Origin of the sequence: Leeuwenhoekiella sp. MAR_2009_132 (assembly GCF_000687915.1) — a bacterium.
In the GTDB taxonomy this organism is placed as follows: domain Bacteria; phylum Bacteroidota; class Bacteroidia; order Flavobacteriales; family Flavobacteriaceae; genus Leeuwenhoekiella.
Map to the genome: position 1 here is coordinate 33,616 of NZ_JHZY01000004.1, position 26,400 is coordinate 60,015.

Annotated in this window: 29 protein-coding genes and 1 tRNA gene; 9 read left to right on the forward strand and 21 right to left on the reverse strand. The window is 36.4% G+C overall.

The window, feature by feature from the left end; genetic code table 11:
- Positions 1-27 precede the first annotated feature (27 nt).
- The 5 genes from P164_RS08390 (at position 28) to P164_RS08410 (ending at position 4,554) form a co-directional block, all read left to right on the forward strand.
- Positions 28-570 carry an AAA family ATPase gene (locus tag P164_RS08390; RefSeq protein WP_028375969.1) on the forward strand — a complete coding sequence of 181 codons (543 nt, stop codon included), beginning with the start codon at positions 28-30 and terminating at the stop codon, positions 568-570.
- Complete coding sequence (locus P164_RS08395) at positions 561-2,465, forward strand: ATP-dependent DNA helicase RecQ (RefSeq protein WP_028375970.1); 1,905 nt, start codon at positions 561-563, stop codon at positions 2,463-2,465. Before P164_RS08390 ends, P164_RS08395 begins: the two co-directional genes overlap by 10 nt.
- Positions 2,462-3,424 carry a methionyl-tRNA formyltransferase gene (gene fmt / locus P164_RS08400; RefSeq protein WP_028375971.1) on the forward strand — a complete coding sequence of 321 codons (963 nt, stop codon included), beginning with the start codon at positions 2,462-2,464 and terminating at the stop codon, positions 3,422-3,424. The genes P164_RS08395 and fmt overlap by 4 nt, the downstream gene beginning before the upstream one ends.
- Positions 3,425-3,608: 184 nt before the next feature.
- Positions 3,609-3,881 carry an HU family DNA-binding protein gene (locus tag P164_RS08405; protein WP_028375972.1) on the forward strand — a complete coding sequence of 91 codons (273 nt, stop codon included), beginning with the start codon at positions 3,609-3,611 and terminating at the stop codon, positions 3,879-3,881.
- A 112-nt stretch (positions 3,882-3,993) separates the two neighbouring features.
- Entirely contained in the window at positions 3,994-4,554 is a 561-nt protein-coding gene (locus P164_RS08410) for a YqgE/AlgH family protein (protein ID WP_028375973.1), read from the forward strand.
- Positions 4,555-4,557: 3 nt separating this feature from the next.
- On the opposite strand, the gene P164_RS08415 is transcribed toward P164_RS08410, so the two are convergent.
- A complete protein-coding gene (locus P164_RS08415) occupies positions 4,558-5,397 on the reverse strand; it encodes an aminotransferase class IV (protein ID WP_028375974.1) in 840 nt (279 codons plus the stop codon).
- A 52-nt stretch (positions 5,398-5,449) separates the two neighbouring features.
- On the reverse strand, positions 5,450-5,842 hold the full coding sequence (locus P164_RS08420) for an START-like domain-containing protein (RefSeq protein ID WP_028375975.1): 393 nt from the start codon (positions 5,840-5,842) through the stop codon (positions 5,450-5,452).
- A gap of 178 nt (positions 5,843-6,020) precedes the next feature.
- Here P164_RS08420 and P164_RS08425 point away from each other — a divergent pair.
- Both P164_RS08425 and P164_RS08430 read left to right on the forward strand, forming a co-directional pair.
- Positions 6,021-6,094 (forward strand) — tRNA-Met (locus P164_RS08425).
- Positions 6,095-6,206: 112 nt separating this feature from the next.
- Positions 6,207-7,400, forward strand: coding sequence for a tyrosine-type recombinase/integrase (locus P164_RS08430; protein ID WP_028375976.1), 1,194 nt, complete (start codon positions 6,207-6,209; stop codon positions 7,398-7,400).
- Here the strand turns inward: P164_RS08430 and P164_RS18975 are convergent.
- Together P164_RS18975 and P164_RS08440 are read right to left on the reverse strand one after the other, a co-directional pair.
- The gene (locus tag P164_RS18975) at positions 7,378-7,800 is read right to left on the reverse strand and encodes a hypothetical protein (protein WP_035899704.1); all 423 of its coding nucleotides are present in this window, start codon (positions 7,798-7,800) and stop codon (positions 7,378-7,380) included. The genes P164_RS08430 and P164_RS18975 overlap by 23 nt on opposite strands.
- Before the next feature lie 41 nt (positions 7,801-7,841).
- Complete coding sequence (locus tag P164_RS08440) at positions 7,842-8,186, reverse strand: hypothetical protein (protein ID WP_028375978.1); 345 nt, start codon at positions 8,184-8,186, stop codon at positions 7,842-7,844.
- Positions 8,187-8,503: 317 nt separating this feature from the next.
- On the opposite strand from P164_RS08440, the gene P164_RS08445 reads away from it, so the two are divergent.
- Positions 8,504-8,770, forward strand: a complete 267-nt coding sequence (locus P164_RS08445; protein ID WP_028375979.1) for a hypothetical protein — start codon at positions 8,504-8,506, stop codon at positions 8,768-8,770.
- On the opposite strand, the gene P164_RS08450 is transcribed toward P164_RS08445, so the two are convergent.
- The 8 genes from P164_RS08450 to P164_RS08485 form a co-directional block, all read right to left on the reverse strand.
- Positions 8,767-9,453 carry a hypothetical protein gene (locus P164_RS08450; protein WP_028375980.1) on the reverse strand — a complete coding sequence of 229 codons (687 nt, stop codon included), beginning with the start codon at positions 9,451-9,453 and terminating at the stop codon, positions 8,767-8,769. The genes P164_RS08445 and P164_RS08450 overlap by 4 nt on opposite strands.
- Positions 9,454-9,546: 93 nt before the next feature.
- Positions 9,547-10,140 (reverse strand): N-acetylmuramidase family protein, encoded by a 594-nt coding sequence (locus P164_RS08455; protein WP_051621295.1) that lies wholly within the window; start codon positions 10,138-10,140, stop codon positions 9,547-9,549.
- Positions 10,140-10,370 carry a hypothetical protein gene (locus P164_RS08460; RefSeq protein ID WP_159106016.1) on the reverse strand — a complete coding sequence of 77 codons (231 nt, stop codon included), beginning with the start codon at positions 10,368-10,370 and terminating at the stop codon, positions 10,140-10,142. The genes P164_RS08455 and P164_RS08460 overlap by 1 nt, the downstream gene beginning before the upstream one ends.
- Positions 10,371-10,428: 58 nt before the next feature.
- Complete coding sequence (locus P164_RS08465) at positions 10,429-10,995, reverse strand: phage holin family protein (protein WP_051621296.1); 567 nt, start codon at positions 10,993-10,995, stop codon at positions 10,429-10,431.
- 45 nt (positions 10,996-11,040) lie between these two features.
- The gene (locus tag P164_RS08470; protein ID WP_028375983.1) at positions 11,041-12,948 is read right to left on the reverse strand and encodes a hypothetical protein; all 1,908 of its coding nucleotides are present in this window, start codon (positions 12,946-12,948) and stop codon (positions 11,041-11,043) included.
- Entirely contained in the window at positions 12,948-14,165 is a 1,218-nt protein-coding gene (locus tag P164_RS08475; RefSeq protein ID WP_028375984.1) for a hypothetical protein, read from the reverse strand. The genes P164_RS08470 and P164_RS08475 overlap by 1 nt, the downstream gene beginning before the upstream one ends.
- Positions 14,165-16,582, reverse strand: coding sequence for a phage tail protein (locus tag P164_RS08480; protein WP_028375985.1), 2,418 nt, complete (start codon positions 16,580-16,582; stop codon positions 14,165-14,167). Before P164_RS08480 ends, P164_RS08475 begins: the two co-directional genes overlap by 1 nt.
- Entirely contained in the window at positions 16,583-20,593 is a 4,011-nt protein-coding gene (locus tag P164_RS08485) for a phage tail tape measure protein (protein WP_028375986.1), read from the reverse strand. It abuts the gene before it with no gap.
- A gap of 136 nt (positions 20,594-20,729) precedes the next feature.
- Here P164_RS08485 and P164_RS08490 point away from each other — a divergent pair, with 136 nt between their 5' ends.
- Complete coding sequence (locus tag P164_RS08490; protein ID WP_028375987.1) at positions 20,730-21,377, forward strand: hypothetical protein; 648 nt, start codon at positions 20,730-20,732, stop codon at positions 21,375-21,377.
- Between the two features lie 188 nt (positions 21,378-21,565).
- On the opposite strand, the gene P164_RS08495 is transcribed toward P164_RS08490, so the two are convergent.
- The 9 genes from P164_RS08495 to P164_RS08535 form a co-directional block, all read right to left on the reverse strand.
- Entirely contained in the window at positions 21,566-22,021 is a 456-nt protein-coding gene (locus tag P164_RS08495) for a hypothetical protein (protein ID WP_028375988.1), read from the reverse strand.
- A 66-nt stretch (positions 22,022-22,087) separates the two neighbouring features.
- The gene (locus tag P164_RS08500) at positions 22,088-22,627 is read right to left on the reverse strand and encodes a hypothetical protein (protein ID WP_028375989.1); all 540 of its coding nucleotides are present in this window, start codon (positions 22,625-22,627) and stop codon (positions 22,088-22,090) included.
- Positions 22,624-22,842, reverse strand: coding sequence for a hypothetical protein (locus P164_RS18580; RefSeq protein ID WP_125411765.1), 219 nt, complete (start codon positions 22,840-22,842; stop codon positions 22,624-22,626). The genes P164_RS08500 and P164_RS18580 overlap by 4 nt, the downstream gene beginning before the upstream one ends.
- A 160-nt stretch (positions 22,843-23,002) precedes the next feature.
- Entirely contained in the window at positions 23,003-23,431 is a 429-nt protein-coding gene (locus P164_RS08510; RefSeq protein ID WP_051621297.1) for a hypothetical protein, read from the reverse strand.
- Entirely contained in the window at positions 23,419-23,703 is a 285-nt protein-coding gene (locus P164_RS08515) for a hypothetical protein (RefSeq protein ID WP_028375991.1), read from the reverse strand. Before P164_RS08515 ends, P164_RS08510 begins: the two co-directional genes overlap by 13 nt.
- On the reverse strand, positions 23,700-23,999 hold the full coding sequence (locus tag P164_RS08520; protein WP_028375992.1) for a DUF6706 family protein: 300 nt from the start codon (positions 23,997-23,999) through the stop codon (positions 23,700-23,702). The genes P164_RS08515 and P164_RS08520 overlap by 4 nt, the downstream gene beginning before the upstream one ends.
- Entirely contained in the window at positions 23,999-25,291 is a 1,293-nt protein-coding gene (locus P164_RS08525; RefSeq protein WP_028375993.1) for a major capsid protein, read from the reverse strand. Before P164_RS08525 ends, P164_RS08520 begins: the two co-directional genes overlap by 1 nt.
- The gene (locus P164_RS08530; protein WP_028375994.1) at positions 25,291-25,659 is read right to left on the reverse strand and encodes a hypothetical protein; all 369 of its coding nucleotides are present in this window, start codon (positions 25,657-25,659) and stop codon (positions 25,291-25,293) included. The genes P164_RS08525 and P164_RS08530 overlap by 1 nt, the downstream gene beginning before the upstream one ends.
- 18 nt (positions 25,660-25,677) lie before the next feature.
- Positions 25,678-26,298, reverse strand: a complete 621-nt coding sequence (locus P164_RS08535) for a hypothetical protein (protein ID WP_028375995.1) — start codon at positions 26,296-26,298, stop codon at positions 25,678-25,680.
- Positions 26,299-26,400: the final 102 nt, after the last annotated feature.

Consider the following 26,400-nt stretch of genomic DNA (forward strand, 5'->3'; position numbering starts at 1 on the left):
TGTTTGTATTTAAACAGAACGCAATTGATGACAAAACGTATCGTTCTCATAGGAGGACCCAGCACAGGAAAAACCACACTCCTTAATGCTTTAAAGGCTAAAGGTCACACCTGCTTTGATGAAGTGTCTAGAGAGGTTACAAAGGCCGCTCAGGAAGAAGGAATTGATCAGCTTTTTTTGACGCAGCCTCTTTTGTTTAGTGAACTTTTATTAGAACGCCGCATAAAGCAATATCAAGAGGCATCCCAACTTGATCAGCAATTTGTATTTATAGATCGGGGTATCCCAGATGTGACTGCCTATATGGACTTTATAGGACAGGATTATCCTGGAAAATTTAAGGAGGCCTGCAATGTGTATAAGTACGACCACATTTTTGTCCTTCCGCCGTGGCGCGAAATACATACTACAGATCAGGAACGCTATGAAAGTTTTGAAGAAGCGCTAAATATTCAAGAAGAACTGATAAAGACTTATAAAGCCTACGGGTATAAACCTATAGAAGTGCCTAAAGCAGATGTTGAAAACCGGGTTGCATTTATTCTTGAAAATCTAGATTTATGTCTGTAACTCCCCTTGATATTTTACAAAAATATTGGAGTTATGAAAATTTCAGACCAAAGCAGCTTGAGATTATATCTGCTGTTATAAACAAGCAAGATACCTTTGCGCTATTACCCACCGGTGGAGGTAAATCTATCTGCTATCAAATTCCTGCATTACTACAAGAAGGCATAGCTGTGGTAATTTCTCCCTTATTGTCATTGATGCGGGATCAGGTTATGCAGCTTATCCAAAGAAATATAAAAGCATTGTACATACCGGGAGGTATTCATTATAATGACCTTGATGCGTTATTAGATAATTGTATCTACGGAAATTATAAGTTAGTGTATTTATCTCCCGAACGACTTCAGAATGAATTAGTGCTTGCCAGACTAAAGCAAATGAACATTTCACTAATCGCTGTAGACGAGGCACATTGTATCTCGCAATGGGGACACGATTTTAGACCGGCTTACCGCAACATTTCGGCATTTAGAAAAAACTTTCCAGAGGTTGCCTGTATTGCGCTAACCGCTACCGCTACAAAAAAAGTTCAGGAAGATATAATTGAACAATTAAATATGACCGAAGCTATGGTTGTTCAAAATTCTTTTGAACGTAAAAACCTGGCCTATAAAGTAGTAGCTGAAGAAGATAAATATGGCAGGCTTATACAACTATTTAAAAAATATACAGGTAGCGCTATTGTCTATGTGCGTAGTCGTAAAACCGCTCAAAACTATGCTTCATTTTTACAGGCAAATGGCATAACTTCCCATTATTATCACGGTGGCTTAGGCAATGGTGAACGCCAGCAACGATTTGAAGATTGGTCTAAAAACAAAACCCAGGTAATGGTTGCTACCAGTGCTTTTGGAATGGGGATAGATAAAGCCGATGTTACAACTGTTGTACACGTAGAATTACCTGAAAGTCTAGAAAGTTATTTTCAGGAAGCAGGCAGAGCAGGTAGAGATGGTACCACAGCACAAAGCATTATACTTTATAATCCCTCTGATGAAAGCAGACTGGCAAATCAATTCTTAAATGTATTACCCGCTGTTGAGTATGTAAAAAAGGTTTACAAAAAACTCAATAGTTATTTTCAGGTTTCTTACGGTGAAGGTGAGCAGGAAACATTTCGTTTTGATTTTATGGAATTTTGCAATACGTATAATTTTAAAACGCTTATCACTTATAATGCATTACAGCTTTTAGATCGTAATAGTGTTCTGGTCTTGTCTCAAGAATTTTATAGAAAGTCTACCCTTCAATTTACAATTTCACCTATTAATTTAACTTATTACCTCATTAAAAACCCGGGTATAGACACCGTGGTGAAAAGTATTTTAAGAACATATGGCGGTATATATGATCAACCTTTAGCTATAGATCATACGATTATAGCTAAAAAAGCCGGTGTGCCTCTAGCCCAGATTCATAAAATATTATTACAACTACAGGTTGATAATGTCGCTCTTTACGACCACAAAAATTATGACTCTGCTGTTACTTTTCTGGTACAACGCGAAGATGTTTTAACAGTAAATAAAATTTCAAAACATATTACCGCTCAAAATACCCGAAAAGTAAATCAAGTAAACAGTATAATAAGCTATTTAAATACAAATACTATTTGTAGAAGTATACAGCTTCTGGCTTATTTTGAAGAAAAACAACTAACTCCCTGCGGAGTTTGCGATGTATGTATACGTGCAAGGCGAAAAGCTAAATTAGTAACCACTAAAATGATTGAGTCTAAAATAGTAGCTTTGCTTCAGGTTAAAAATCACACCTCTACATCCATTGTTGAAACACTATATACGCTTGAAGAAGCTGAAATTATAAAGGCGCTGAAAAATCTTTTAGCTACTGAAAAAATACAAATAACTCCTTCTAATTCATATAAACTGAAATGAAAGATTTAAGAATTGTTTTTATGGGAACACCAGATTTTGCTGTTGCCGGATTACAAAAACTGGTTGAAAATAATTATAAGATTGTGGGTGTTATAACTGCGCCAGACAGACCTGCGGGTAGAGGTCAAAAAATTCAACAGAGTGCTGTTAAAACCTATGCTCAAAGTCAGAATCTAAACGTTTTACAACCCACTAATTTAAAGGATGAAGACTTTCTGGCAGAATTAAAAGCACTTAAAGCAAATTTGCAGATTGTTGTGGCCTTTAGAATGCTACCGCAGGTAGTATGGCAAATGCCAGAATACGGCACTTTTAACTTACATGCATCACTACTTCCTGATTATAGAGGCGCAGCTCCTATAAACTGGGCTATTATAAAGGGAGAAACCGAAACCGGTATAAGTACCTTCTTTATAGATGAAAAGATAGATACCGGTGCAATTATATTTCAGGAAAAGCTCAAGATTGCTTCAGATGAAAGTGCGGGAATTTTACACGATCGACTGATGCATCTAGGTAGTGATCTAATACTTAAAACTGTAAAACATATAGAACAGGGTGAAGTATCAACTACTATACAGTCTAAACAGGAGCAGCTGCATACTGCATACAAGTTAAACAGGGAGAATACCCGAATCAATTGGTCAGCATCTATTGTAGACGTTCATAACTTAATACGTGGTTTGAGCCCATATCCTGTTGCTTACACGCATTTTAGCAATGGTGATGATAAGGAATATCAATTAAAAATTTATCAGGCATCTAAGACCTCTAATGAAGAATTACCCTTATTGAATACAGAACCGGGCAAAATCTTGGTGCACGACGGCAAACTATATGTTGCAACCCAAAATGATTGGATTGAATTAATAGAAGTTCAACTTTCTGGTAAGAAAAAAATGCTGGTAAAAGATTTACTAAATGGATTTACTTTTAATGAAGATGCTAAAATGCTGTAAGGCCGCATAACTGCTGATGTTTCTGAATTTTTGTTAAAAACAGCTATCCTTGTTAACAAAATGTTAAAGTTATTAACAGAAAACTGAATTTCCTGCGCTATTACTTGCCTGAACGAAATATCCGTCTAAATTTGTTAGAATATAAATAAAAGTTTAACCGACATTTAATTTTAAAATTTACATTATGAACAAATCAGATTTAATTGATGCAATGGCAGAAAGTGCTGGAATTACTAAAGCAGCAGCTAAAAAAGCATTAGAATCTTTCTTAGGCAATGTTGAAAAATCTTTAAAGAACGGAGATCGCGTTTCTTTAGTAGGTTTTGGCTCATGGTCTGTATCTCAACGTGCAGCTCGTGAAGGAAGAAATCCACAGACAGGAAAAACTATTCAAATTGCAGCTAAAAATGTAGTTAAGTTTAAAGCAGGTTCTGAATTATCAGACGCTGTAAATTAATTATATAGCTTCTAAATATTTTTCAAAAGCCCTTTTTTAAGGGCTTTTTTTATTTTTCTTATTTTTTTGTTAATTAATAAAAAAAGATTAGCTTAGTTAAAAGACTTTATTTATGACGACAAACAAACCTGAAAAGGGCAATTTATTAATAGCCGAGCCTGCTATTATAGGAGATGTTTCTTTTAACAGATCTGTCGTTTTGCTTGCTAACCACACTGAAGAAGGTTCTGTAGGTTTTATCTTAAATAAACCCCTCACATTTACTCTCAATGAACTTATTCCCGAAATTGAGATCGAAATGCAAATCTATAATGGTGGACCGGTAGAGCAAGACAATCTTTATTTTTTACATAAAGTACCGCATCTTATCCCTGATAGTATTGAAATTTCTAGTGGAATTTATTGGGGAGGTGATTTTGACACCGTAGTAGATCTTATAACTTCTAAGAAAATCACAGCAGAAGAAATTCGTTTTTTTCTAGGTTATTCAGGTTGGGATAGTGATCAATTAGATGATGAACTTAATGCAAACTCGTGGATTGTAGCAGAAAATATCTATGATAAAGAAATCATAAACAAATGCTTTCCTGAATTCTGGAAGGAAAAAATGATTGAACTAGGTGGTGACTATGTGATCTGGTCAAATGCACCAGAAAACCCCAGTTACAATTAAATACTAGCCTAGACGTGCTTTAGCATTTAATTTTCCTATTAAATTTTTAGAAACAGTATTTGTATACTTCTTCTTGCGATACTTAGTTATAGGCTGAATACCTATTATAGAATTGGTTATAAAAAGCTCATCTGCCTTTTGTAGTTCAAAAGGAGATATGGCAGCCTCTTCTATCGTATAAGAATCTGTCTTCTCTAAAATATCTAACAGTTGCTTACGTACAATACCTCTAAGACAACCTTCAGTAAGTGGTGGAGTTTTAATGTGATTATCTTTTACAATAAAAAGATTACCGTTTAAAGCCTCTGCAATTGTTTTATTAGTGTTTATTAAAAGACAATTTGCAAGGTTATTCTCTTTTGCAAAAATACTTCCTGTAACGTGAATGAGTTTATTTGCTGTTTTAAGCGTACTTAATAAATCTGCATTTAAGTAATGATCTTTATAAAGATCAACCTCATAATCAGATTCATTCAGAATAAAAAAAGGCTCTGTTAACTCAGTTGCAAAAGCATAAAAACTCACGGTATTATCTGTAGGTAAATATTTCCCTCCTTCATTACGAGTCACCGTTAATCGAATACTAGCCGATTTATCAGTTAATCCCGAAGCATCTACCGTTTTTAAAAGCTCATCTTGCAGAGACTCTAACGTAAAATGCATTGGGATTTCCATACGCAAAATGCGCATTGAAGCCATTAGCCTAAAATAGTGATCTTCCCAGAATGAGATCTTACCACTACTAAATCTGACTGTTTCAAACACCGCATCTCCATAAAGCATACCTCTGTTGTGTGCTGAGAATTGCGGTGTTTCTGTAATAATGCCGTTAAAATTAACCATAAAAAAAGTCCCTTTTTTAAGAAGGGACAAATATACTATTTACGAGTTGTTTCTAGTTAGAACCTATGATATGTTTCAGTTCAGAAATTTGATTTTCCCAAAACATTTTACCTTCATCTTCTTCCCCAGGCTCAGCAAAATCTGTCACGATTAACGAAACATCTTTTGTTATCTCATCTACAACAATACGCAGTTCAAAATAATATAGATTTTCATCCTCTACATCATCCATCCATCTGAACTTTATACGCTCATCACTTTTCTTTCCTAATAGTTTAGCCTTTTCTTCACTACCATTCCAAATAAAGGTATAATACTCGCCACGTGAATTAACATTATCTGCAAACCACTCAGACATTCCAGAGGGTGAAGACATATATTGATACAAAAGTGACGGTGAGGCCTGAATAGGAAACTCGATCTCAAATTTTATTTTTTCTTCCATTTTCTATTATTCGGTTGGGTCGCCAATATAAATATTAATTGCTCAGTAAAAAAGAAAGCAGTAATTTTTTTATTTTATATTTAAGATGCTTGCAGGGTTGGTAATTGTTATTATATTTGCACCCGCTTAGCAGATAGCTGGCAATTGTATTAAATACTTTTTTACATAAAAGAATTTTGGCGAGGTAGCTCAGTTGGTTAGAGCGTCGGATTCATAACCCGGAGGTCGGGGGATCGTGCCCCCCTCTCGCTACACATTTGAAACCCATAGGAATGCAGCCCTACAAAGCATTCCTATGATTTCAAATCTTCAGAAGATTATATCCGAATACAGAATCGAATACTACAGAGAAAACGATTTGAATATGTCAAAATTTAGGAATATATCGATTTATCCTAAAGTAATTGACAAGAAGAAGCTTCAAAAATTTACCACTGAAGAAAAACAAAAACTGACTAAAAAGGGTTTTAGGTGGTATGTTTACTATTCATTTAAAGAGCCGGGAAGCGAAAAATACGTTAGACAGCGTCCTATTTATTTAAATGTAAATAGAGATTTTCCTGAATTTGATGATCGATTTAGGGAAATTCATTTAATGAAGGATGGTATTTCGCAAGCCTTGAAACAAGGTTTTAATCCATACGACGAGCTTTTAGAAGGTGAAATAAGCCTGGTTGACGCTTTGCAATATTCTTTATCAATTAAAAAGAAAGAAGTCGGCGGGCGTACCTACTCTACTTATGAAGTTCATGTAAATAAATTTATTGACTGGATAAAAGGTAACGGCTACTCAAATACACCAGTTAAGAAGGTTTCAAAAAGACTTGTTAGTCGATTTCTTATTCATATATCCGATACTACTTCCAACAGGACCAGAAACAATTATAAGACTTCTTTAGGTGTAATTTTTGAAAATTTAGTACAAAATGAATATCTAGATAGAAATATTGCTCACGATATTCCACAACTTAAAACAGTAGAAAAAAGAGATCAGACTTACTCAGATGCTCAAGTCGAAAACATAATCGAAAACTTGAGCGATGATAAAGTTATGTTGATGTTTATCTATTTTGTATCATACCTTTTCTGGAGGCCAAAGGAAAACTGCAGACTCCAGGTTAAAGATATAAATCTCGAACAGCGTCTCATTACTGAGCAAACCAAAACTAAAGGCAGCAAGACTAAAATTATACCTGAGATCATTTTTAAGGACCTCAAAGAATATTTAGAAGGATCTAATCCAAATGATTTAGTTTTCACTCCAGATGGCCCCGGACAATGGGATAGGGATTTAGACGGACGTAGATCTTACTTTACCCTAAAATACAGACGGCTTAAAAAGAAAATGGGAATTGAATCTGGATATACCATTTATTCATTTCGTCATACCTTTATAAGCCGTGTTTACAGGAACTTAAGAAAAGAACATAATAAGGATAAAACCTTGGAGCTGCTTTCCAATATTACAGGCCACGAAAGCAAAGCCTTACTGGATTACATTCACGTAATTGACGCAGACCTTCCAGAAGATTATTCTAAGTATTTAGATGCTCTCTAAAATCTCGGTTTATTTCATATGTCAAAAAGTAGTAAAAGAAAGTTGCTTTCATAGGCTTTGACAATTCCACATTATGAGGCCCATTGTTAAAGATTCTACTTAAGTATGATTTACTTAATGCTAGCTGTTTGATTAAATCATTCCGTTTGATGCCAAACTCTTTCATTCGGCTTTCTATCCAAAATATATCTATAGAATCAACCTCTAATGAAAAAACTACCGGCACCACTTTGCAGCCCGGGAATACTTCACGAGCACGTTGCACCAATTCCTGTTGGTTAAGGATTAAGCCATTAATAAGTTTGGTCTGACTGATTTTTATACGATCTGAATCCAGAACCTCAATTTCAATTCCCATTCGCTTGTAATTCGCTATGGATGTTTTTTGTTGTGTTTCCATTTGATTATAAATTAAAAGCAAGGGCGGGGAGATTATCTCCCCTAGTTTATTTTAATTTCTATTAAGTTAGTAAGATCAAATATTGCGAGCTGTTCATTTTGCTTTGCAAACTCAATCGCTTGTTTTAATTCTGAATTTTTAAAGACTCTTATAGAATCAAAGTAGTACATTTTGTTGTCTTCATTGAGCCAACCTCCTACTATTTTGTTATGATTAAGAGCGTGATTAATAACTTTTTTTAAGGCTTCTTTGCCGAAGCTGTTTTGAGTATCATTGTATGCAACTACAATTCCAAATTTTACAGCTTTTAGAGTTTCAACGTTTAATGTGAAACCTTCAGGATTGTTTTTTGAGTATTCCCAAACTCGGTCAATTAAGTTTTCCATTTTAATAACTTGTTTTGTTAATCGATATGTCAAAGAACCCTTGCTTATTACTGATGTAAAGATAGTTTAAAAGTTTACATAATGGAAACTTTTATTTGTTTATTTTATACTTAAATTTATAATATGGCAGAATTTTGTAAAAAATGCGGGAATGATTTAGGAGTTGGAGGTGAATGGCCACCAGTCTATTGTGAAAATTGTCAAAAGTACTATCCAAGTAACTGGGAAAAGTTCTGCAATTGGTTGTTTAAGTATTCCAAGAAATAAATTATAATCTAATTTATGTATAAAACAGATTATAATTCAAATAGTGAATAATGAAGAAATTTAGATTTGAAAATACGTCTGAAGCTGCTATTGAGGAAGTTCTAAAGCGAGTAGGAAAGGTTCGTTTTTACAAAACGATTGAAAATACAGCGCTTCCAAAACCTAAAATAATGGCTAATTTTAAGTTGGTTTGGTTAGTTAATACCTGTTCAGTTATGTATAAGTATCCTGGCGATACAAGATATTCTCAACTATTTGTAATTAAAGATTACGAAATGCCGGCAGAAGGTTGGATCTGGATAATGTATAATGATTAGAATCTAAATAGGGTGTATGTAAGTGCTATCCCTGCAGATGGCTCTAGTGTAAAATTGCTACTTGCACCATAGCCTACGTAAAGGCTCAATCCCAGACGCTTATTAGGTATGTCTAAAGTGTAGGCGTCTAATCCACTAGTTCTCACTAATGGGTTACTGTTGACAGCTTCAACCCGATATTCAGATTTAAACCAACTTGTTTTTTTATCTCCAATTGCGAAGCTTAGTGTGTTAGGTATTGTTAGATTATCAATGGTTACACCGTTTTGATCTGAAGTTCCGGCTATATTATAATCATCTGTTTTTTTATTCCATTTACGATTGAAGTCATGCGGAACTTTAATCTCATAAGGAATTTCAACTGTATCAATTCTTGCTTCTTGAGTGATGTTACCTGCTGCCGAAATGCTACGGTATTTTTTAACCAGGCGTTTGAGTTGCCCGGTGCTATCTACTTGTTTTGAAAGTAGTATTTCTAAAGCGTTTTTATCTCCGGAAATCGCTTTTTTCTCAGCTACTTCCTGACCTAGCTTATTAGTGTAATAGGAAATAGTATCGTTTAAAAATCCTTGTGTAGATTCTAACGAACTAGCATTATCATTTGCCGAATTGCATTGTCTGAATACAATAAAAATTAAAACGATAATTGCAATATACGGCGCTATTTTTTTAAGTGTTTCCATAGTCAAGTTGGTTAACAGCGATAAAGGCAAAAGTCATTGCGGCTATTAATAAGATGCCTAGAACTATTGCAATTATCTTTTGTTGGAATTTCATTACACGTATTTTTTATAAGCTTTTTCAAGTTTTATATCATAACCATATTTGGCGTAATCTTTACCGTTATAGCCCCTTGCAAATGCAGCCCAATTTTTAGCACGTAAATGACGTGTCAGGTTGTTTACTTCACAAAATTTTACAAAGACTTTTAATTGATTTGCTTCACTCGATTTTAAATAATAATACATATCAGAAGCATCTTTAAACCCTAAACTTTCAGCATTAAAACCCATTATTTGAAAGGCTCCAAAACTCACGGATTTAAAAGCAGCAACAGGATCTATTTCAATAGCTTGTCTGAAACGTAAATGCTCTTTTATTTGCTTTTCCTCAAATGTTCTACCGGTTGCATAATGCTCTCTTGTTTGATACTTAAATACTAGAGTTGGGTATTTTTTAGACAACTCTTCAACATCTTTACCGTTCTCTTTTAGATAACGGTAAAATCTATGCCCTTCAAAGAGAATGACAATAGTGCCGTTATCATTAAAAGCTTTACCTGCAGCTTCCACCTCGTGAACTGCTTTGACAGCCGCTGTCTCAACCCTTAATTCATCGGCAATTTCTTTGTATTGATCTTCGGTTATCATTATTCAACTTTTAAGGTGTCGTGAATTATTATTGTACGAGGCTTTGAAGCCTTTTTTATTCTAATATTTTGGATGCGGTGTTCGTGCCGTAAAGTATCTATCACATCGCAAAGACTATCTATGCGTGTTTTGTTAGATTCTATAATATTGATAAGGCGATCTCTTTCAACTATAGGTAAAAGCTCAGGCATCGCATCTAAGGCACGTTTATTAATTACCGTATTCATCACCCCGAAAACAGATATTATACTGACTATGGCAATGAATATCCAATTAGTTGTACTGTTTTTAGTTTGATTCATCGCTGTCTTTGTTTGGTTGAAAATGTCTTATATCTGCGTCTTTATTAAACTTTGTTATTTTGTTCATAAATCCCACCGGAGGAAAAGATCCGTTAGTGAGAATAGATACATTCATTAATGCACTACCGGCTGGGTATAAGAAAACCATTACTCTCAAGATTAATCCCAAATATTGAGTAATAATATTTGCGTCTGGGTGCAGAAATTGAAACCCCTCAAACAATACACCTACGGCAAAAACTAGAGCCATTTTAGTAATAACTCCCAATATATTTTTCTTGATACTGAAGTCTCGCTTTTTAAGATGGACCACTATACCTACACCGTAATCAATAGCGATGGCTAGAAGTACAAAAAATATGTAACCTCCATTACTGCTTATCCATTGGCTAATCGCTTCAAATAATCCCATAGGTGCAGATGTTAGGATGGCGAGGTACATTGTGCTTTTGAATTTGGCAATGGCAGTACCTTTGTGAATGATCACAAGGTTTTTTATAATAAAGGCTAAAATAACTTTTAGCCCTATTGATATGTATTGCCAGATTATCATTGCTTAGGGTTTAATTATGTGGTGGGTTTTGGTGGAGTGCATAGTTTATATACTTTTTAAGGCTTTTAAAATTGTAGGTGCACCATTCTCAGCAATTTCTCGTGTACCAAATTCTGTGGGGTGTGTTGGGTCTGAAACAGTACCTTCATTACTGTTAGCATACAAACTATTTACTAAAGTGGTTGTGTTTCTAGGAAAAGCATAGTAACGATTATAGCACAACCCCATATCACCAATGAATATATTAGAATCTGTTCCTAGAAAATTATCAAGCAATTGCTGTCTGTAAAACCAGTTATTCTTTAATTTATATATGTGCAACAAAGTAGCCGATTGTATAGGGTCATCAATTGAAGGCAATGTGATAAGATTAATAACAAATTTGCAGTTTGGATTGTGAACTCTTACCGCTGCTATAAATTCATTATAATTATTCATACTTCCAGCAAATGAGGTATTAACAATATCTGACCTAGTGTCGTTATAACCAATGTTAAAAACAACACAATCAATCTTTCCTGTTCCTACACCTGTTAATCCAGTCTGCAACAAATCATTTTCGTCATAATACTGGGCTATGTTAGCTGCGTAGTTATTTATATCAAGTGTACCGGTGGCTGAATTATAAAACTTATTCGGCGCTGATTTTTGAACCATAAACCCTGAAGTTTTACCAGAATAAGATTCGTGTCTAATGCGTCTATTTGGCTGAAAGTTGCCGCCACTTCCATTCTCCCCGCCATTTGTTCCTACCCAATAAGGAGGTAAGCTACCTGCCACTAATTTTGACTTAAATAATTGATCTATGAAATAAGGTAAATTTTGAAATTCTCCAATTGAATCACCGATGTAAAGGCAGTTATACCTAGTCGCTAACGTGTTGTCAAGAACGTCAATATTTATGTTTTTCTGTTTTATTAGGTTTAAATTTTCACTCAACACTCTCAAATTAGCCACTCTTGTAGTTGTGTTATTTGGCGTTAAGAAAAATCTGTACCTGTCATTTTTTCCGTCAATACAATAAAAGGCTCCTTTATAAGAGTTTAAACCGGTTATATTTAGAAGTATGTTATCAAAATAAATAGACTTTTCTACTCCTTTGATAGCTTGATGTGTATCTAAAATTTGAAGCCGTGATTCTGTTATTTTTGGATTTTCATTAGATAGAACTTTTTCTTTAATTAGATCATATTCGCTAATTTCTTTAGCTCCAAGGTATATCACTTTTAAAGTGCGGTCTGGTTTAAAACTGCTGAACTTTCCATAAGATATATCTGAAGATGTCGTAAATGGAAACTGCTCTATTTGACTTGAACCATTATTAAATTCAGGCGTATCAGTCGGGGAATACGCCTTAATTAATTTATCAAATTTGTCATATAAGAGTACAGCTCCCGTTCCTATCAACAGACCTTCATAACGGTAATCTGTAGATGGTTTAAGTAAAACTTTTTCTTCTGTGTATGTAGCAACATAACCAGTACCTAAAATCAAACTACCATCATTTCGCCAATAATACCCCACTTGCTTAAATGAAGGAATAATTAAATCCTGCGCATTGCTCCTTTTTTGAACAGCGGAAGTTTGAATGTATGTTGATTTAGAAGCCGCTGCATTATCATCTGAAGAAGTAGGCGATGGTATTTCTGTAGTGATAGCTTCAAATCCTAAATCAATAATCTCCTTGGTATAAGCCGTTCCCTTTTTATTTATTTTCACTACTGCATTGGTGCGATCTGCAGCTGTAACAGTTATTGTAACCTCATTCGCTGTGCCAGGTGCAAAAACATAATCACCTTCGGTTTTTGCCGTTGCAAAACCATCTACATTAAACGTGGCTGCTGTTTCAGGAGTTATTGGCCCAAAAGATCCAGTTGTTATTGAATTAATCTTCTTTTCGACCTCTTGGATCTTCTGATCAGTTTCTATCTTTGGATAATAATCTGTTGCCATTATATAGTGTTTACGTAGCGCTGCCCTTCAATGCTTATGTAAGAGCCGTCTTCTATTGTTTTAATAATTTCGATTTGGGAAAGATTCTCTGAAATGATCCAGTCTGTAACTGGTATTAATTTGCCGCCCTTGTTTTCACCTCCATTGATAAAAACGCCTCTTATCCAAGTTGTATCTGGAAGCAAATCAATAATCGTTGAGTCACCAGTATTCCAGGTTAAGTCCAAATTAAAATCAGATATATTCTGACCTATTTCCCCTTGTTCATTAACCTTCAGAGTTGCATCTACTTTATTTTCGTAGAACTCTGGAAGTTGTCCTCCTAATTTTGAGGTGTCAGCAGCTACAAACGTTTCTTTGCCAAAAACATATTCAGGTTTAGAATCATCTGTTTCAGATAAATCGCTTTGAGGCCTGATTCCTATCTCAACCCGGTCGATGACTTCCTGAACAATTGCTTCTATGTTATACCAGCTCATTACTTTTAATTTCAGATTTATAGAAACCCAGTTCTTATTAGTGGTTATTTTGTATCCGTCGGTGCAATAGCACTGGTACCCGTAACCGTCATAAACAAAGTGTCTCAATCCTTCCTTAGCGAATAACTTATTTAATTCGGTTATTTTCGTGCTCATTTCCGCTTTAGATGCGTAGATGCCATTGACTTTCACATTAATTTCAGGAGGTTGACGAAATTCGCTAAGTGCATTTGTTTTATCGATGGTCTGTTGAGCTGCTTTGAGTTCTGGAGCATCAAAACCATTTACGTTTTCAACAAGTAAACCAAACTCTGAGAATAGATCGTGACCATCAAGTCTAACTCCGTCTAATTGTGCTACGTTGGCAAGTGCTCCAGATAGATTCGGGTTAAGTTCTATAAATTCAATACTTAAAGTTTTAACTCCTTTGTAGTCTTTCAGGATTTTAACCTGATTGAGCTTAGCTTGAAAATCTCCGTATTCTGTTGATAGCGTTTCTTCGGTTGTAATTTGCTCTAAGACTTTTGCTGAGTTATACCAGTCACTTCCTCTATAAAAAGCTTCAATGATTATTCTACGTGTGCCAAAATAAATGTCTTCTTCACTTATAAGCGGCTCAATCTCATCGCCCCAATCATAGAAGGTTTCTCCTTGACGTGCGGGCATATCTAAATAGCCCGTTATAAATTGAACGGTGATATTTAGGTCTGAAAAATTTATATTGTTGAATGATGTCATTAAAATATTAATTTGTTTGCATGCCAATATGTTCCATCATTTATGAAGGTCCAGCACTCACCAATATTTAATCCGACAAATGCTACGTCTTGATTTGTGAAAATTTGACCTATTACATTTATAACTTTATCCATTCGTTTAACTGTGATAACTCTTCCTTCCGGAATAGAAATTGGATTAGGTAGTGTAATGTCTAAATCTGAAGTGTTGTAACAAGAGAGATATTCGTCAAACTGCTCTACAAAGTATGTGGTTTGTGTTTCTAGTTTTTTTATACCCTTAAACCTGCCCTGTGTTTTCAAATCAAGAAAGTACCCACCGTAGGCTTCAACACCGCTTGGGTTTTCGTTGTTAGCAGATCCAAATACTCCGGCAATAAATTCAATGCCAGCTATATTGTTTATAGGTAGGTTTGAATTTCCCCTACCTATTACTGAAGCATTCCCTTTAATGTTACTTTGAGTTAAAAGAGATATATCTAAACCCGGGAAACCAGCAATTAATCCATTACTACTCAAAAATGAAGATGAAGATTCTTGATAAATATCTCCGTCTCTTAAACAAAACACCGCGCCTGAACTACTATTTAAAGAGATTCTCTGTTTGTAAGGTCTTACTCCTGCAGCACCTTGAATATTTAGTTTGGTAACAAGCTCAATACTACCGTCAATTGCGTTAAGTTGTACTCTGGGTTCTACTTCCTCAGGCTCTTCACTCTCGTAAATCGCTTGAGAAACAACTTGTCCGTTCTGAATAAGCCAGTCGCCAATATTTGCATTTTCAGCGAGTAGCGTGTTTGTAGCAATAATTTCAAAATTGTCGTCTATAAACTGCCAGTTTGCAAGAATGAATTCTGCTGCTTGGTTATCTTCCCCTATGTAGGTGTACCATTCTTTCACACCTTCTTCATTGAACTTAAAAATGTAATCAACACGATTAAGGCTGTTGTGATAAAGTGTTTCAGGATCAAACTCTCCCATATTTACATACAAGGGAGCTTTGAAATTTCCGATGTTGTTGTAAACACGATTAAATTGCTCACTTACATATTTTTCATTCTGATAAATGGTATTCTTTATGTTTCGCTGATCTGATAGTACTTGAGCGATGTAACTTATGGTTACCTGACTTCCTATCTCAAGAGAATATTCAAATACATTATTTAGTTTTTGAGTAAGGCTTAAAATTCTAACCTGAAAATCAATTCCGAAGTCTTCGTCTGTAAGCGTTATAACATCCCCAATATTCAAATCGGTTTGATTTCTGCGTAAATACGGGTAATGTGGTGAAACCTTATAAATTACATTCGGCTGGCTGTACTTCTCCAGATACTCCGTTGCACGTTCCAAAAGTTCTTCTTCTGCATTATCAATATATGCCTGAGGCATTTTAATATTGACAAGAACATATTTATCACCAACTCTCGGCCTGAACGTTTCGTTAGGAGAAGTGTAATCTGTTTCGTCTGTGTAAGGAATCAGTTCTATTTCTTTAGAAGAATCTGTATATTTTAAAATCTCAAATTCACGCCCTGAGAGATCTCCGGTATTGAAAACTACTTTTGCTTTAGCGCCCCCAATTAACTGCTCGTTTATATTGAAGTCTATACTAGTATCTCTGAATTTTGTGATACTTGATGAAGAAGAAACAACTCCGTTTAATCTCGGGTAAACATCTTCAAAGGTTGCGCTTCGCTCAATGGTGCCGAACACATCAACGTTATTTTGGATTTTAGATATTTTAAGTCGAGTTGAGCCGTATTCGTTAGTAATGTTTCGTGCACTACCATAAGGATATAGCACAGTAACCAATTCAGCATTTTGAAGCGTTAAACGCTCGATATCTCGAAGCCCTTTTTTATATTCAAATTTTAGATCAGTTTCAGCACCTATCTTTTTCCGAAAAGTGATTTGCTTTGCCTTCACCTGAAATTCGCAATCAAACTCTGCCGCTAGTTTTTGAAGCGCGGCCAGACAGTTTTCATTATTAAAATTCAGGTTTTTTCCTTCTGTGGGTTCTACGTAATCTGCAAAGTAAACTCCGGCACCATAAACGCGATTAAGGTTTGAGATTATCAAACTAACTGCATCAATAGCATCCCCAAACAAGAAAAATTCTGAATCTTCATCAAGCATAACCTGAACATTCTTCAGGATATACATATCTGATTTGAATTGCAGATTGTAGGAGAATGTATTTTGAGACTTCTTCACCTGTGGTTCATCCAGAATTGTATAAACCGAATCCTTGAATTCAATAAAATCTCCTATCTGCAAATCAAGCTTTCGCCCTTCAATTGTAAACCTTGAAGTCACCAAGTCTTCACCTCCTATTTTTTGGCGTAATTCGGTTTGACCGTCGATCTCAATATCTTCAAGCTCAGTCTTTACCTCGCTTATGTATCTGTATATTTTCATTTATCCTCCTGCTTGAAATTGTAGTATTGCTGATTCAATACTTGCGAACCTTCCATCTATAGTTTCCAGATATCTATTGTACCTCGTGTTTACTTCTATTTGAGCCAGATAAGTAACTGCTTGTTGGTTCACCACAAGGCCCTGGCGAACATCTAATCGCATTGCGTTGAGATATCCTGCTAGAATGTTTGCAGTGTCCTCTGTGATTGCCGTAATCGCTCCACTTAATCCCTGAGCTTTTGAGCCGTCACCGTTAAGAATATCAAATCCAAAACTTTCGGCTTCATTTTGTGCATCTCTAAGAGCTTGATTGAATTGATCTGTCAACCCTTTGCTAACTTCAAAGAATCTGGCGAAGTCATCTGCAAATGAGTTATCACCACCTACATCAAAAGATTTTTCCATTTCTTTTTGAAGCTTCTTGAACTGTTCAGAGAATATTTGATCAAAGATTAACTGCTCAACGATATCTTCAAGCACATCTGAAATTGTGTCTCCCATTGCTTGAGCTGCATCACCTCCCTGCTCAAATGCAGTAACTAAACTATCTCTAAGACTAGAACCTAAGTCACCCGCTAAAACTTCAACAACTTCTGCAATCTGTTCTTTTGCTTTGTCAATTTGCTCCTGCCAGGCGATGGTATCTTCTATAAGTATTTTTGTAGCATCATTAACTAATTTTTGATCAACAAGTGTTTGAGCCAATTCAACGTTAAATGACTTTTGCCCGTCTGCAGCTGTTTTAATTAACTCCGGATATTCTTCTAGTAGCGAAGTGTATTGATCTTTCTTCTTTTTCCCTCCGAAAAGTCCAGCTACTGCTCCTACTACGCCACCTACTACTGCCCCCACTACGTTACCAATAACAGGAACAACACTTCCTATTGCTGCACCAAGTACGGCTCCAGATCCTGCTCCTTTGAGAACGTTGTTAATATCTACCGCATTTCGCTGACCTATTTTAACCTGACCATCACTAAGCGCATTTAAGCTATCCTGGTAACTTGAGTTTGCAAGTTTTAAGGCGTCGATTCCTTTTTCAATTTTATTGATGTAATCTTCTGTAAAGACGTTATCGTTTGCTGAAGCTTGCGTTCTTACTTGTTCGTTTAGAAGTCTATTGTATTCTTTTTGTTGAGATATTACCGAATTATAAAAATCCTCTTCAGCCTTTTTTCTCTTTGCAGAAGCTGAAATAATCATTCCTGTAAGATCTATAGCTGCTCCGATACCGGCACTTATTACCTCTCCTTCACTTGTATTTTCGTCTAAAACTTTAAATAAAGAATCTACCTGACGAGTAACATCTACCAAACCATTTAGAAGGTCTGCCATCCCTTCCTCTCCAATGTTCCTGAATATTTCAGCAGAGGATCTAAGTTTTTCAGATATATCTTCAATATGCTTTTGCCATACAGCTCGTTGAGCATCTGAAATTTTACCTTCTATTTCTGTAATTTGATCTGCGCTTAGATTGGCTACATTCAATCTTTGTCTCCAGTATTCTATATAATCTCTAAGCTGCTGATGGGTTAAGCTATCTAATGCCCGGTAAACATCTTCGTATAGATTTTTTTCATCTTCAGTTCCTTCTTCGGCTTCCTCAAGTCTTTTTCTCCAGTAATTAACGCGATCTTGAATATCTGGCCTATCTGTATCACTTGCTGCGTCTCTTTCTATTTCAACTGCTCGTAACTGACGTCTTATATAATCTATAGACGTGTTGTTTATTTCTACATCTATAGGTACGGTAATAGGATCTAGTGTTGAAACAAATTTTGCAATCTCTCTATTTAAATCTATCCCCGCATTTTCTGCAGCAACTGCAATTTTTTGCTGATCTGCAAAGGATTTAGTTTGAGCTAATTTATTTTTTAAAAATTCACCGTAATCTGCACCTTGCTTAAGAAGGGATTCAAATTGCTTATCAGCTATTTCCTGACCAATTTGATTAACAACTGCCTCGTAAGCCTTGTATTTATCTTCTTGAGATTTTAGCATCTCAATAAATGCGTCCTTGACTGTACCGCCTGCTCCCGAGCCTGTAGGCGTGTAATTACTATTTAATGCGCGTTGTCTGGCTTTAGCAGCTTTTACAATTTCCTCATTATCAGATTCAAGATATTTTTTAAGTGCCTCATTGTTGGCTTTATAATCTTGAATTGAAACGCTATTAAGCTCCTGAAGTATTCCTTCAATTTTAATGCGCTCTTTTAGGTAATCTTGCCTTGCAGATACAGCTTCTTTAATTGATTCTGTTTCAAATTTGCCGTATTTAGCGTTAAGTTCTTGGAGTGAATTTATGTTTTGTATTTCCTGAATAACAAAGCCTGAATCTCTATTGTTATCAGAAAGCGAGCGTGCATAATTATCTGCCGCTTTTTGTGTTTTTTTATAGCGCTCTTCAAGAGTGCCTAAAGTCTTACCAAGATTATCATATTGCTCTAAATCTGAAAAAGGAACATCTACACGTTTTTGACCTGAGGCGTTGCTATCTACTAGCAATGCTCTGATCTTTCTTATTTTTTCTAGTCGATCATCTTCACTATCAATGATTTTATTTAACTCTTTTTGATAGGAAGATTGAAGCTTTGGCAAACCACCCAAAAATTCAGCATACTCTTTGTAAAGGTCTGATCCGGTCTCACGCTGTTGTTTTGAAAATCTATTTACAACTTCCTGTATATTATTGAGATCATCACCAAACTTATCATCAACAATAGTCTTATTTAGAGCATACTCATTAAACCTACGTACAGCCTCACCTAATTTATCATAAGCATCGGTTTGGCTATTAATACCAGCAACTACAGAAGGGTTTATTCTCTCAATCTCTGCGAGTATTTCGATTCTTCTACTTTCTTCTGTGTTGAGATCTTTGTATTCTGCGTAAAGCTCATTAACCTTTTCAGCCTGATCTTCATATTTCTTAGATAAGCTTTCTGTAGGGCCAATTATGCGATTTAGATTAGCTGCAATACCGTTACTCATTTCAAGAACTGCATTGCCTATTTCATAAGATTTAGCCTTTACTCTATTGCCAAATATTTCCCATTGATTAGCTGTTGTTTCAGTAATAATGTCAAAAGCTCTGTCAACACTTCCTGCTGCTTCGCTCATTGCGAGCATATCTTCAGTTGCTCCCTGTAGATTAGGACCAGCAATTGCAAGAACAGCGTTTACAGCTTCTACTCTACCAGTAAGTTCTTTCAATTTGTTTTGACCACCTCCAGCTTCATCGTATAATTTCTGAAACGCTTGTTGTAGTGTAAGAGACTTAGAAGCGCCTTCACCTAACACTTCGTTTGCAGCTTCAATCGCTGAACGAATTTGCGTCATTGCTTGTGCTCCTGGTGTACCTTGTTTTGTCAAGGTTGCAATTGCACCTGCTATTTCTTCAAAAGAGAAACCAGATGCAGCCGCTAACGGTGCTACTTGTGCGATTTGCCTGGAAAGCTCTTCAAAGGATATCTTACCGCGATCAACTGCAGCGAACATAACATCCGCTACTCGTGCTGCGTCTTTTGCTTCAAGACCAAAAGCGTTTAGGATTGTAGTTAAACCGTCCGAAGCAACTGCAGTAGTTGTTACACCCGCTGTTGCTGCTTTAGCTGCAATTTCTAATAATTCAAGAGCGTCTGCAGCCTCATAACCAGAACCGATAATATCATATAATCCACGTGCTAAACCGTCTGGCGGCTCTGTTCCTAACTGCGTATAAAGATCAAATACCTTTCGCGTTAACTCATCAAATTCCTTTTGTGGAAGACCGGCAATTGTTTTGACTTCTGCCATTGCAGATTCAAAATCTTTAGCCATTTTATAACCCTCGTTTGCTATTGCTGCAAATGCTGAAGCGGCACCAATCACAAGTGCAGCGAAAGGATTTATACGTGCGATTGATCCTGCAAGGTCTTGAACAATACCAATCGCATCTCCTGCTCCGCGTTGAAGTCCTGTGTTATCTAATCCCGTGCTGAAGTACAAACTGTTGTCTCCCCGTACTGCCATTGTTTTCTTTTCCTGCAAAGTAGTTTTACAGGGTTAAGAATTTTGGGTTTTTGGCGTTGGGTGTGCGTAGGTGGTATTTGATTTGTGATAGGATTCTATGAATAAATAAATCAGTTCGTTTCCCTAAATTGCGGCTATGTACATCCTTCAATTCCGAAAATCCAAATCAAAGAACTTTCCGGAGGCTTTAAAGCTCGCTCAGGAGTTTGGAGCGGAGTATGATGGAACAACCGTAACTCTTGAAATCTCTGATCTTCTTAATGCTTATGTGCATATCAGAACGCTTTTCGGAATCATTCAAAACTGGAGCAGTACTAAGGCAACTTATAACGGAAAACCAGTAGAGCCCTATCAATTCATTTTACAAGCTCACTGGATAGGTGATTGCTATGATGAAGCACTACTTGGTAGAAGTTGCGGAACTGGCTGGGAATGTTTAAAACTGGATAATGTCAAATACAACTTACCTTCCGGGTTTTTCAAATCACATCGGTATTGGTATCAATTTGGTGAATGGAAGGGCAAGAAGTGGAATATCAATAAGCAGGATATTTTCAACACCCTTTTAGATTACGCCAATTCAAAAGGGATTTCGCTTTGTCCGTTTTTTGATGAAACGAAATTGCAGTTTATCGTTGGGAATCTACCTGACTTCTTAATTGCTGATGGCGTGACTTTTGAAACGGTATTTGAAGATAAATACTTAAGATGTGAAATACTGCAAGTGCCGGTGGGGATTAAACACTTGCAGATAGATAATGTAATGAAGAGGATTGATATCTAATTATTTCTTCATCGCTTTAGATATGATTGAATTGAAGTCATTGGTTTCCGGCTCTTCTTTTTTATCTGACTTTGATTTGGGTATAGATGCGTTAAGTAGTACTATAGATTGAAAGCTCATTCCCCAAAGTGCTTTATGATAGTCGTAATGGTAATAGTGCGATACACTACCTATCGTTTGAAAAGGGTTTAATCTTCTTGGCTTCTCATCATCATCGGATTTGTCTGGCTGGCAATCTGGAAAGAGTGCAAAAAAAAATCTGACTGCATCTTAAGTGTAGTTTCTTGAAATATCTGGTAGATGTCTTTCGGGGTGCAGTTTTTTTTCAAGAAAGGCTCGTACCATTCTGGATAAGCTGATTCTTTTGCGTGGGCCAGTATGCAGATGACCCTTATCATATTATCAGCATAAGGCAAAGCATCTGCAAATGTTATTTGAGCCTCTGGCTTTGTGAGGTGGTTAGGTAAGTTTTGAATTTCACTTGCGCATAATGCCAGCACTCCCATAGAAGGAGGTTTTACTACAAATTCTAATTCTTTATTTTGCTTCAAATTGTCGGGAAGCATTGTGCTGTCTTGCACGTCTATTATATATCGGCTTGGTTTTTCGATCAAGGCCGCTATAAGCTTTTGTTTGTCGTTCATTTTTCAAGATGTCAAAAAAAGCCTATACCGGTCACAGCATAGGCTTTCAATTATTAACCAAAATAATTAAACTACGTCCTCAAATCCCTTTGTGTATGGGCTTCCTTGCACTCCCGCTTCAGAAACTGGTGTGTTTGCAGTTATTGTGATGTCGATTGCTGGCAAACCGTTTTTAGTGATTGTACCTTGCTCTCTTGCGTTGACTTTTCCAAAAGGAATTTTTAATACTGCTCTTTTGCCTTTTATCTCTTTACCACTAATTTTCATAGAAAGATAAATACTAGGTTTTGATGCAGGTGCCATATAAAAACCTTCATCGTCACCATCATCAACTGTTCCGACTTTACCTCCCATTAAAATGACTTGTTGTGCTGGAGTAACTCCAAATAAACGAGCGGTTACTGTAGTTGGATCTGCTGTATCGTCAACAGTAAGATAACTATCGTTTTTTTCTGTAGGTATATTTGTTTCGTTAGAGTTTGACCCTTCAATAACTACCGATCCTACCTCTATATCGGTAAATTCCGTTAATACTGCTCCCATTACACCATCACCAGGTGTACCGAGTTCAAATTTTTCAACGCCTAAAATGTTGTTCGTTTTCATAATGTTTGAAATTCGATTCTTATGTTATAATAACTCATTCCGTCTCTGTCTGGGTCATCAAATATTCCCTTGTCATCATCTATTTGAAAATAGAAAGTGCCGTTTTCGGTTGTTATTTGAGTTTCATCCAGTAATGGAATTATAATGTCTGTTAGCTTTTGAAATCTGCTGTGATTGTCTTCTCCTGCGGATAGCTTTTGAGTGTGAATGTTCACATTCGCAAAACCGTTCTGCAAGTACTGATTCGGATTGTTGATCGTGTTAAGCGCGATAAATTCTGATTGAGTGATTTTTGAAACCTGACCGAATTTAATGGTCTGGATTTCATCGGTAACAACCGGCACGTTTAAGATCTGGTATAAGGCCAGTAATATGTTATAAGTTGATTGCACCTAATAAATCTTTAATCTCGTTAGAATTTGGAGCACTTCCAGTAATTACGTCAAAGCCTCTGCTTTCTACAGCGGCTGCATAACCCATTCCTGCAACTCCTATCAATACCATTCCTTTCGGATATTCCAAAGCAACTTCACGAGCTGTTTTGTAACCTTGCTCTGTTCCATCATTTGTAGTGCCAATAAATGAAGACTTTACTTCTTTACCGTCCTGTAATATGATGTAACCTATAGACGCTCTTAAGTTTCCAGTTCTGTCTGTATAATTACCCGATTGCCGGGCTTTGTTTATAAAGAGTTCTCCTTCGTACTCAAGTGCCTGAATAGATTTATCTGCAATCTCATTAATCTGATCCTGCATATAATTCTTAATTGCTCCTAAGTTGAACGTTGGTTTTAGTCCAGCCATATCTCACAATGCGTTTGATAGTTCCAAGCTTTTGAAATGCCAATAAACGAACCGTTGATTTCCATCTTCTGACCGTCTAGTATTTTGGCGTTTACATCCAATTCATATATAAGTGGACAATAAAACTTAGCTGAATAGTCAAGAGATTTATTCCCGCTTGTTGGCTCATACCTTCCTTCTAACTCAATCGTTGTGGTTGTAACTTCTGGAATAGGACCTTCACTCGTGGTTTCAATCTTAACGACTGCTTTATGTGGATATCGCTTTATCATAGCTTTTGCCTTTTAATAGTAGCTTGTCCGCTTCTATAGCGTTCATCTCCATATTTCAGGTAAATTCTATTAGCAGCATCTTCCAAAGAACTAGTATTGTACTTAATGCTTAAACTCCCTTCAGAGAATTCTGGCATAATCAGCATCCGCATATATAAATCAGCTTCTGCTAATTCTACGGATTCGCTACCATTATAAACAGCCAAAGGGTCTACCCCTCTGGCCGTCATAACAGCAGTTTTTATGCCCTGACTAACCTCAGGAACGAGTTCATTAAGCCAGTCAGTATTTGTCATTATGTAGATTCTACAAGTTCAGCTTCAAAAGTTTTCACTCCTTCTTCAGAAAGACCATCGATCTTCTTAGCTAGAGTTGCGTCTTGTTGAGCTACTGTTGAATTAGGCGCTCCGGCTGCGTTCAATCCAGCTACTACAGAAGCTTTGGTGTAGTCAGTACCTTGGTAGGTATAAACTGCATCACCTTCTGTTTGCTCGTCTAAGCTTGCAGTTGCTTCCTCTGAATTGATGTAGAAAATAGATTCTACATTCTGAAGAATTGGGAAAACAATTGCTTGTCCTCCTGTTGCTTCGCTAACTGGGTCAGTTGTACCCCACTTACTTACTAAGATATAATCATTAGCTTTCGTGTAGCTTACTCCTTCAACTGGAAATTCCTCTTCTGCAAGAGTTGAGTAAACCAAAGATCCAAGGTTTGTTCCTGTTGTAAGAACAACCATATCTTTAGCCCATCCTTCACTAACTGTTTTCTTGCCGTTTTTTTCGTGAACAAAAGTTCTGTCAACAACAATTAGATTTAGTTTTAGTGTTCTTGAAAATAGGCTTACAATTTGATCTTGATCTAACATAGGAACGTTATCAGCGGTTCCGTTTATGTTTTGATTAAATGCAAATTGCAATCTAATTTGATCGTTGCTAAACAAGTTCTCAACAGTATCAGATCCCATCCAAATAGTGTTTGGATATTCTCCTTTACTACGAGCTTCTTTCATAGCATTTTTGATGTCTGAAAGAGGCTTAGATGTCTCGTCACTCCATATTTTAGTAACACCGAACTGATTTGAAGCTGGTATGTTGTAATCAACACGAACAGCTGTTCCGGTATTGTCTGCTTCTGGAATGATAGTGACACCGCTTGAGATTCCTAAAAGAAGAGCTTCCTCTAATCTTTCTTTAATACCGAAAATTGCATTTTCAGAATCTTGGAAAATCTTACGAGCTAACTCTAATTTTCTTCCTGGAGTATTACGTAGAATGCGAAGCGTGTTCATTTGCTTTTCATTCAAAATAAACTTCATACCAATCTTAGGTATCTCACCAGAAGCACTCTTCATAGATGCTCTTGACTTGATAGGTAAAGGAGAGTCAAACGATACAATATCTGCAGTTACTCTTGTAAAAGATCCGCTGATAGAATTGTATGTCATATCTGCGCTGTACTCCGGGGTAAGTAGGCTTTCGTGAAGATAGTTTGGGGCATCTTTCGATCCATTAACTTTCTCGTACTGACCTACAACTACACCTTCCATGTACTCTTCGATCAGATCTTTAAATATAGATGCTGTTGCCATTAGTCTGGTTGGTTATAAATTCCTATTGCCTTTAAAGCATCTAAGGAATTCTGGTTGAACGTGTACTTTACAACTTCGTTGTTGATGTAACCTCCGGTCATAACACCGGTAGAAGGTTTTGCTGTTCTAGTTGTAGAACGAACTACCCCAACGAGTAAAGCGTGTTTAGAGCCATCTATAGGCTGCGGCTTGAATTCACCGTCTTCTTTAATTACTCCATGACCTTCAAATATAAATTTGTCGGTGAATCCTGTCATATCTAGTACAGCTCCACCTTCAAGGCCGTGAATGTATTTTTTGATAGCAACGCCATCGATCCCTTCGGAATACTCCTTCTGATCTTCTACGCTTAAATCTAATACTGCCATGGTATTGGTTTTTAGTGACTATCCAACAATTTTGGATATTTCTTCTTTTGACGGCTTTTTGTCACCAGGGTTTCTGGGAACTGGCAATCTTTGTCTTTGGTTAAAATTTTCTGGCTTGTCTAATGAAAAACCGTCTTCTTTAACTTTAGCAGAAACAGCTTCAAACTGCTCTTCAAAGTCTTTTTCCAAATCCAACTCATGCACGTAAACCGCGGGAATGTTTTTAGATTTCAAGTAGTCAATCGCTTTTTGCTTCTTCTGAGCCGCTGTTTGTTGTTGCTTCTCAGCTTTCTGGTCCTCCAGATCCTTTTCCATTTTACTAAGCTTTGCAAGCAATGCTTTCATAGCAGGATCTTTCGTTTGGATTTCTTCCTCTTCCTCTTCTTCCTCTTCCTCTTCGCCAAAGCCGAACTTCTTTTTAAGTTTTGCTTCACGAGTATCAGCAGACTTTGCAAGTCTTTTATCAAATTCGCTTTGCACACCTTTAATTTTAAGTGCTTCGTCTAGAGTAGTAGGCACATCGAGTCCTTCAAATTCCTCAATGGTTTCGGCTTCTATGCCAAATTTTTTAAGCTCCTCGGCTGCTTCTGGATCACCAGCCGCTAATTTGAGTTTCTTAATAAATTCTTTTAATGTCATCTTACGATCGTTTTGATTAATACGTTTGATCGTAAATGTATTTAGTGAAGGATTGGTATTGGTTGTATTCGCGCGTGGGTGTGCGTAGGTGGTATGCTTTTA

What these genes read in the sequence shown, in the direction of transcription:
- P164_RS08390 (WP_028375969.1), top strand. Translation starts at nt 28, where the DNA reads ATGACAAAACGTATCGTTCTCATAGGAGGACCCAGCACAGGAAAAACC.
- P164_RS08395 (WP_028375970.1), top strand. Translation starts at nt 561, where the DNA reads ATGTCTGTAACTCCCCTTGATATTTTACAAAAATATTGGAGTTATGAA.
- fmt (WP_028375971.1), top strand. Translation starts at nt 2,462, where the DNA reads ATGAAAGATTTAAGAATTGTTTTTATGGGAACACCAGATTTTGCTGTT.
- P164_RS08405 (WP_028375972.1), top strand. Translation starts at nt 3,609, where the DNA reads ATGAACAAATCAGATTTAATTGATGCAATGGCAGAAAGTGCTGGAATT.
- P164_RS08410 (WP_028375973.1), top strand. Translation starts at nt 3,994, where the DNA reads ATGACGACAAACAAACCTGAAAAGGGCAATTTATTAATAGCCGAGCCT.
- P164_RS08415 (WP_028375974.1), bottom strand. Translation starts at nt 5,397, where the DNA reads ATGGTTAATTTTAACGGCATTATTACAGAAACACCGCAATTCTCAGCA.
- P164_RS08420 (WP_028375975.1), bottom strand. Translation starts at nt 5,842, where the DNA reads ATGGAAGAAAAAATAAAATTTGAGATCGAGTTTCCTATTCAGGCCTCA.
- P164_RS08430 (WP_028375976.1), top strand. Translation starts at nt 6,207, where the DNA reads ATGTCAAAATTTAGGAATATATCGATTTATCCTAAAGTAATTGACAAG.
- P164_RS18975 (WP_035899704.1), bottom strand. Translation starts at nt 7,800, where the DNA reads ATGGAAACACAACAAAAAACATCCATAGCGAATTACAAGCGAATGGGA.
- P164_RS08440 (WP_028375978.1), bottom strand. Translation starts at nt 8,186, where the DNA reads ATGGAAAACTTAATTGACCGAGTTTGGGAATACTCAAAAAACAATCCT.
- P164_RS08445 (WP_028375979.1), top strand. Translation starts at nt 8,504, where the DNA reads ATGAAGAAATTTAGATTTGAAAATACGTCTGAAGCTGCTATTGAGGAA.
- P164_RS08450 (WP_028375980.1), bottom strand. Translation starts at nt 9,453, where the DNA reads ATGGAAACACTTAAAAAAATAGCGCCGTATATTGCAATTATCGTTTTA.
- P164_RS08455 (WP_051621295.1), bottom strand. Translation starts at nt 10,140, where the DNA reads ATGATAACCGAAGATCAATACAAAGAAATTGCCGATGAATTAAGGGTT.
- P164_RS08465 (WP_051621296.1), bottom strand. Translation starts at nt 10,995, where the DNA reads ATGATAATCTGGCAATACATATCAATAGGGCTAAAAGTTATTTTAGCC.
- P164_RS08470 (WP_028375983.1), bottom strand. Translation starts at nt 12,948, where the DNA reads ATGGCAACAGATTATTATCCAAAGATAGAAACTGATCAGAAGATCCAA.
- P164_RS08475 (WP_028375984.1), bottom strand. Translation starts at nt 14,165, where the DNA reads ATGACATCATTCAACAATATAAATTTTTCAGACCTAAATATCACCGTT.
- P164_RS08480 (WP_028375985.1), bottom strand. Translation starts at nt 16,582, where the DNA reads ATGAAAATATACAGATACATAAGCGAGGTAAAGACTGAGCTTGAAGAT.
- P164_RS08485 (WP_028375986.1), bottom strand. Translation starts at nt 20,593, where the DNA reads ATGGCAGTACGGGGAGACAACAGTTTGTACTTCAGCACGGGATTAGAT.
- P164_RS08490 (WP_028375987.1), top strand. Translation starts at nt 20,730, where the DNA reads ATGTACATCCTTCAATTCCGAAAATCCAAATCAAAGAACTTTCCGGAG.
- P164_RS08495 (WP_028375988.1), bottom strand. Translation starts at nt 22,021, where the DNA reads ATGAACGACAAACAAAAGCTTATAGCGGCCTTGATCGAAAAACCAAGC.
- P164_RS08500 (WP_028375989.1), bottom strand. Translation starts at nt 22,627, where the DNA reads ATGAAAACGAACAACATTTTAGGCGTTGAAAAATTTGAACTCGGTACA.
- P164_RS08510 (WP_051621297.1), bottom strand. Translation starts at nt 23,431, where the DNA reads ATGGCTGGACTAAAACCAACGTTCAACTTAGGAGCAATTAAGAATTAT.
- P164_RS08515 (WP_028375991.1), bottom strand. Translation starts at nt 23,703, where the DNA reads ATGATAAAGCGATATCCACATAAAGCAGTCGTTAAGATTGAAACCACG.
- P164_RS08520 (WP_028375992.1), bottom strand. Translation starts at nt 23,999, where the DNA reads ATGACAAATACTGACTGGCTTAATGAACTCGTTCCTGAGGTTAGTCAG.
- P164_RS08525 (WP_028375993.1), bottom strand. Translation starts at nt 25,291, where the DNA reads ATGGCAACAGCATCTATATTTAAAGATCTGATCGAAGAGTACATGGAA.
- P164_RS08530 (WP_028375994.1), bottom strand. Translation starts at nt 25,659, where the DNA reads ATGGCAGTATTAGATTTAAGCGTAGAAGATCAGAAGGAGTATTCCGAA.
- P164_RS08535 (WP_028375995.1), bottom strand. Translation starts at nt 26,298, where the DNA reads ATGACATTAAAAGAATTTATTAAGAAACTCAAATTAGCGGCTGGTGAT.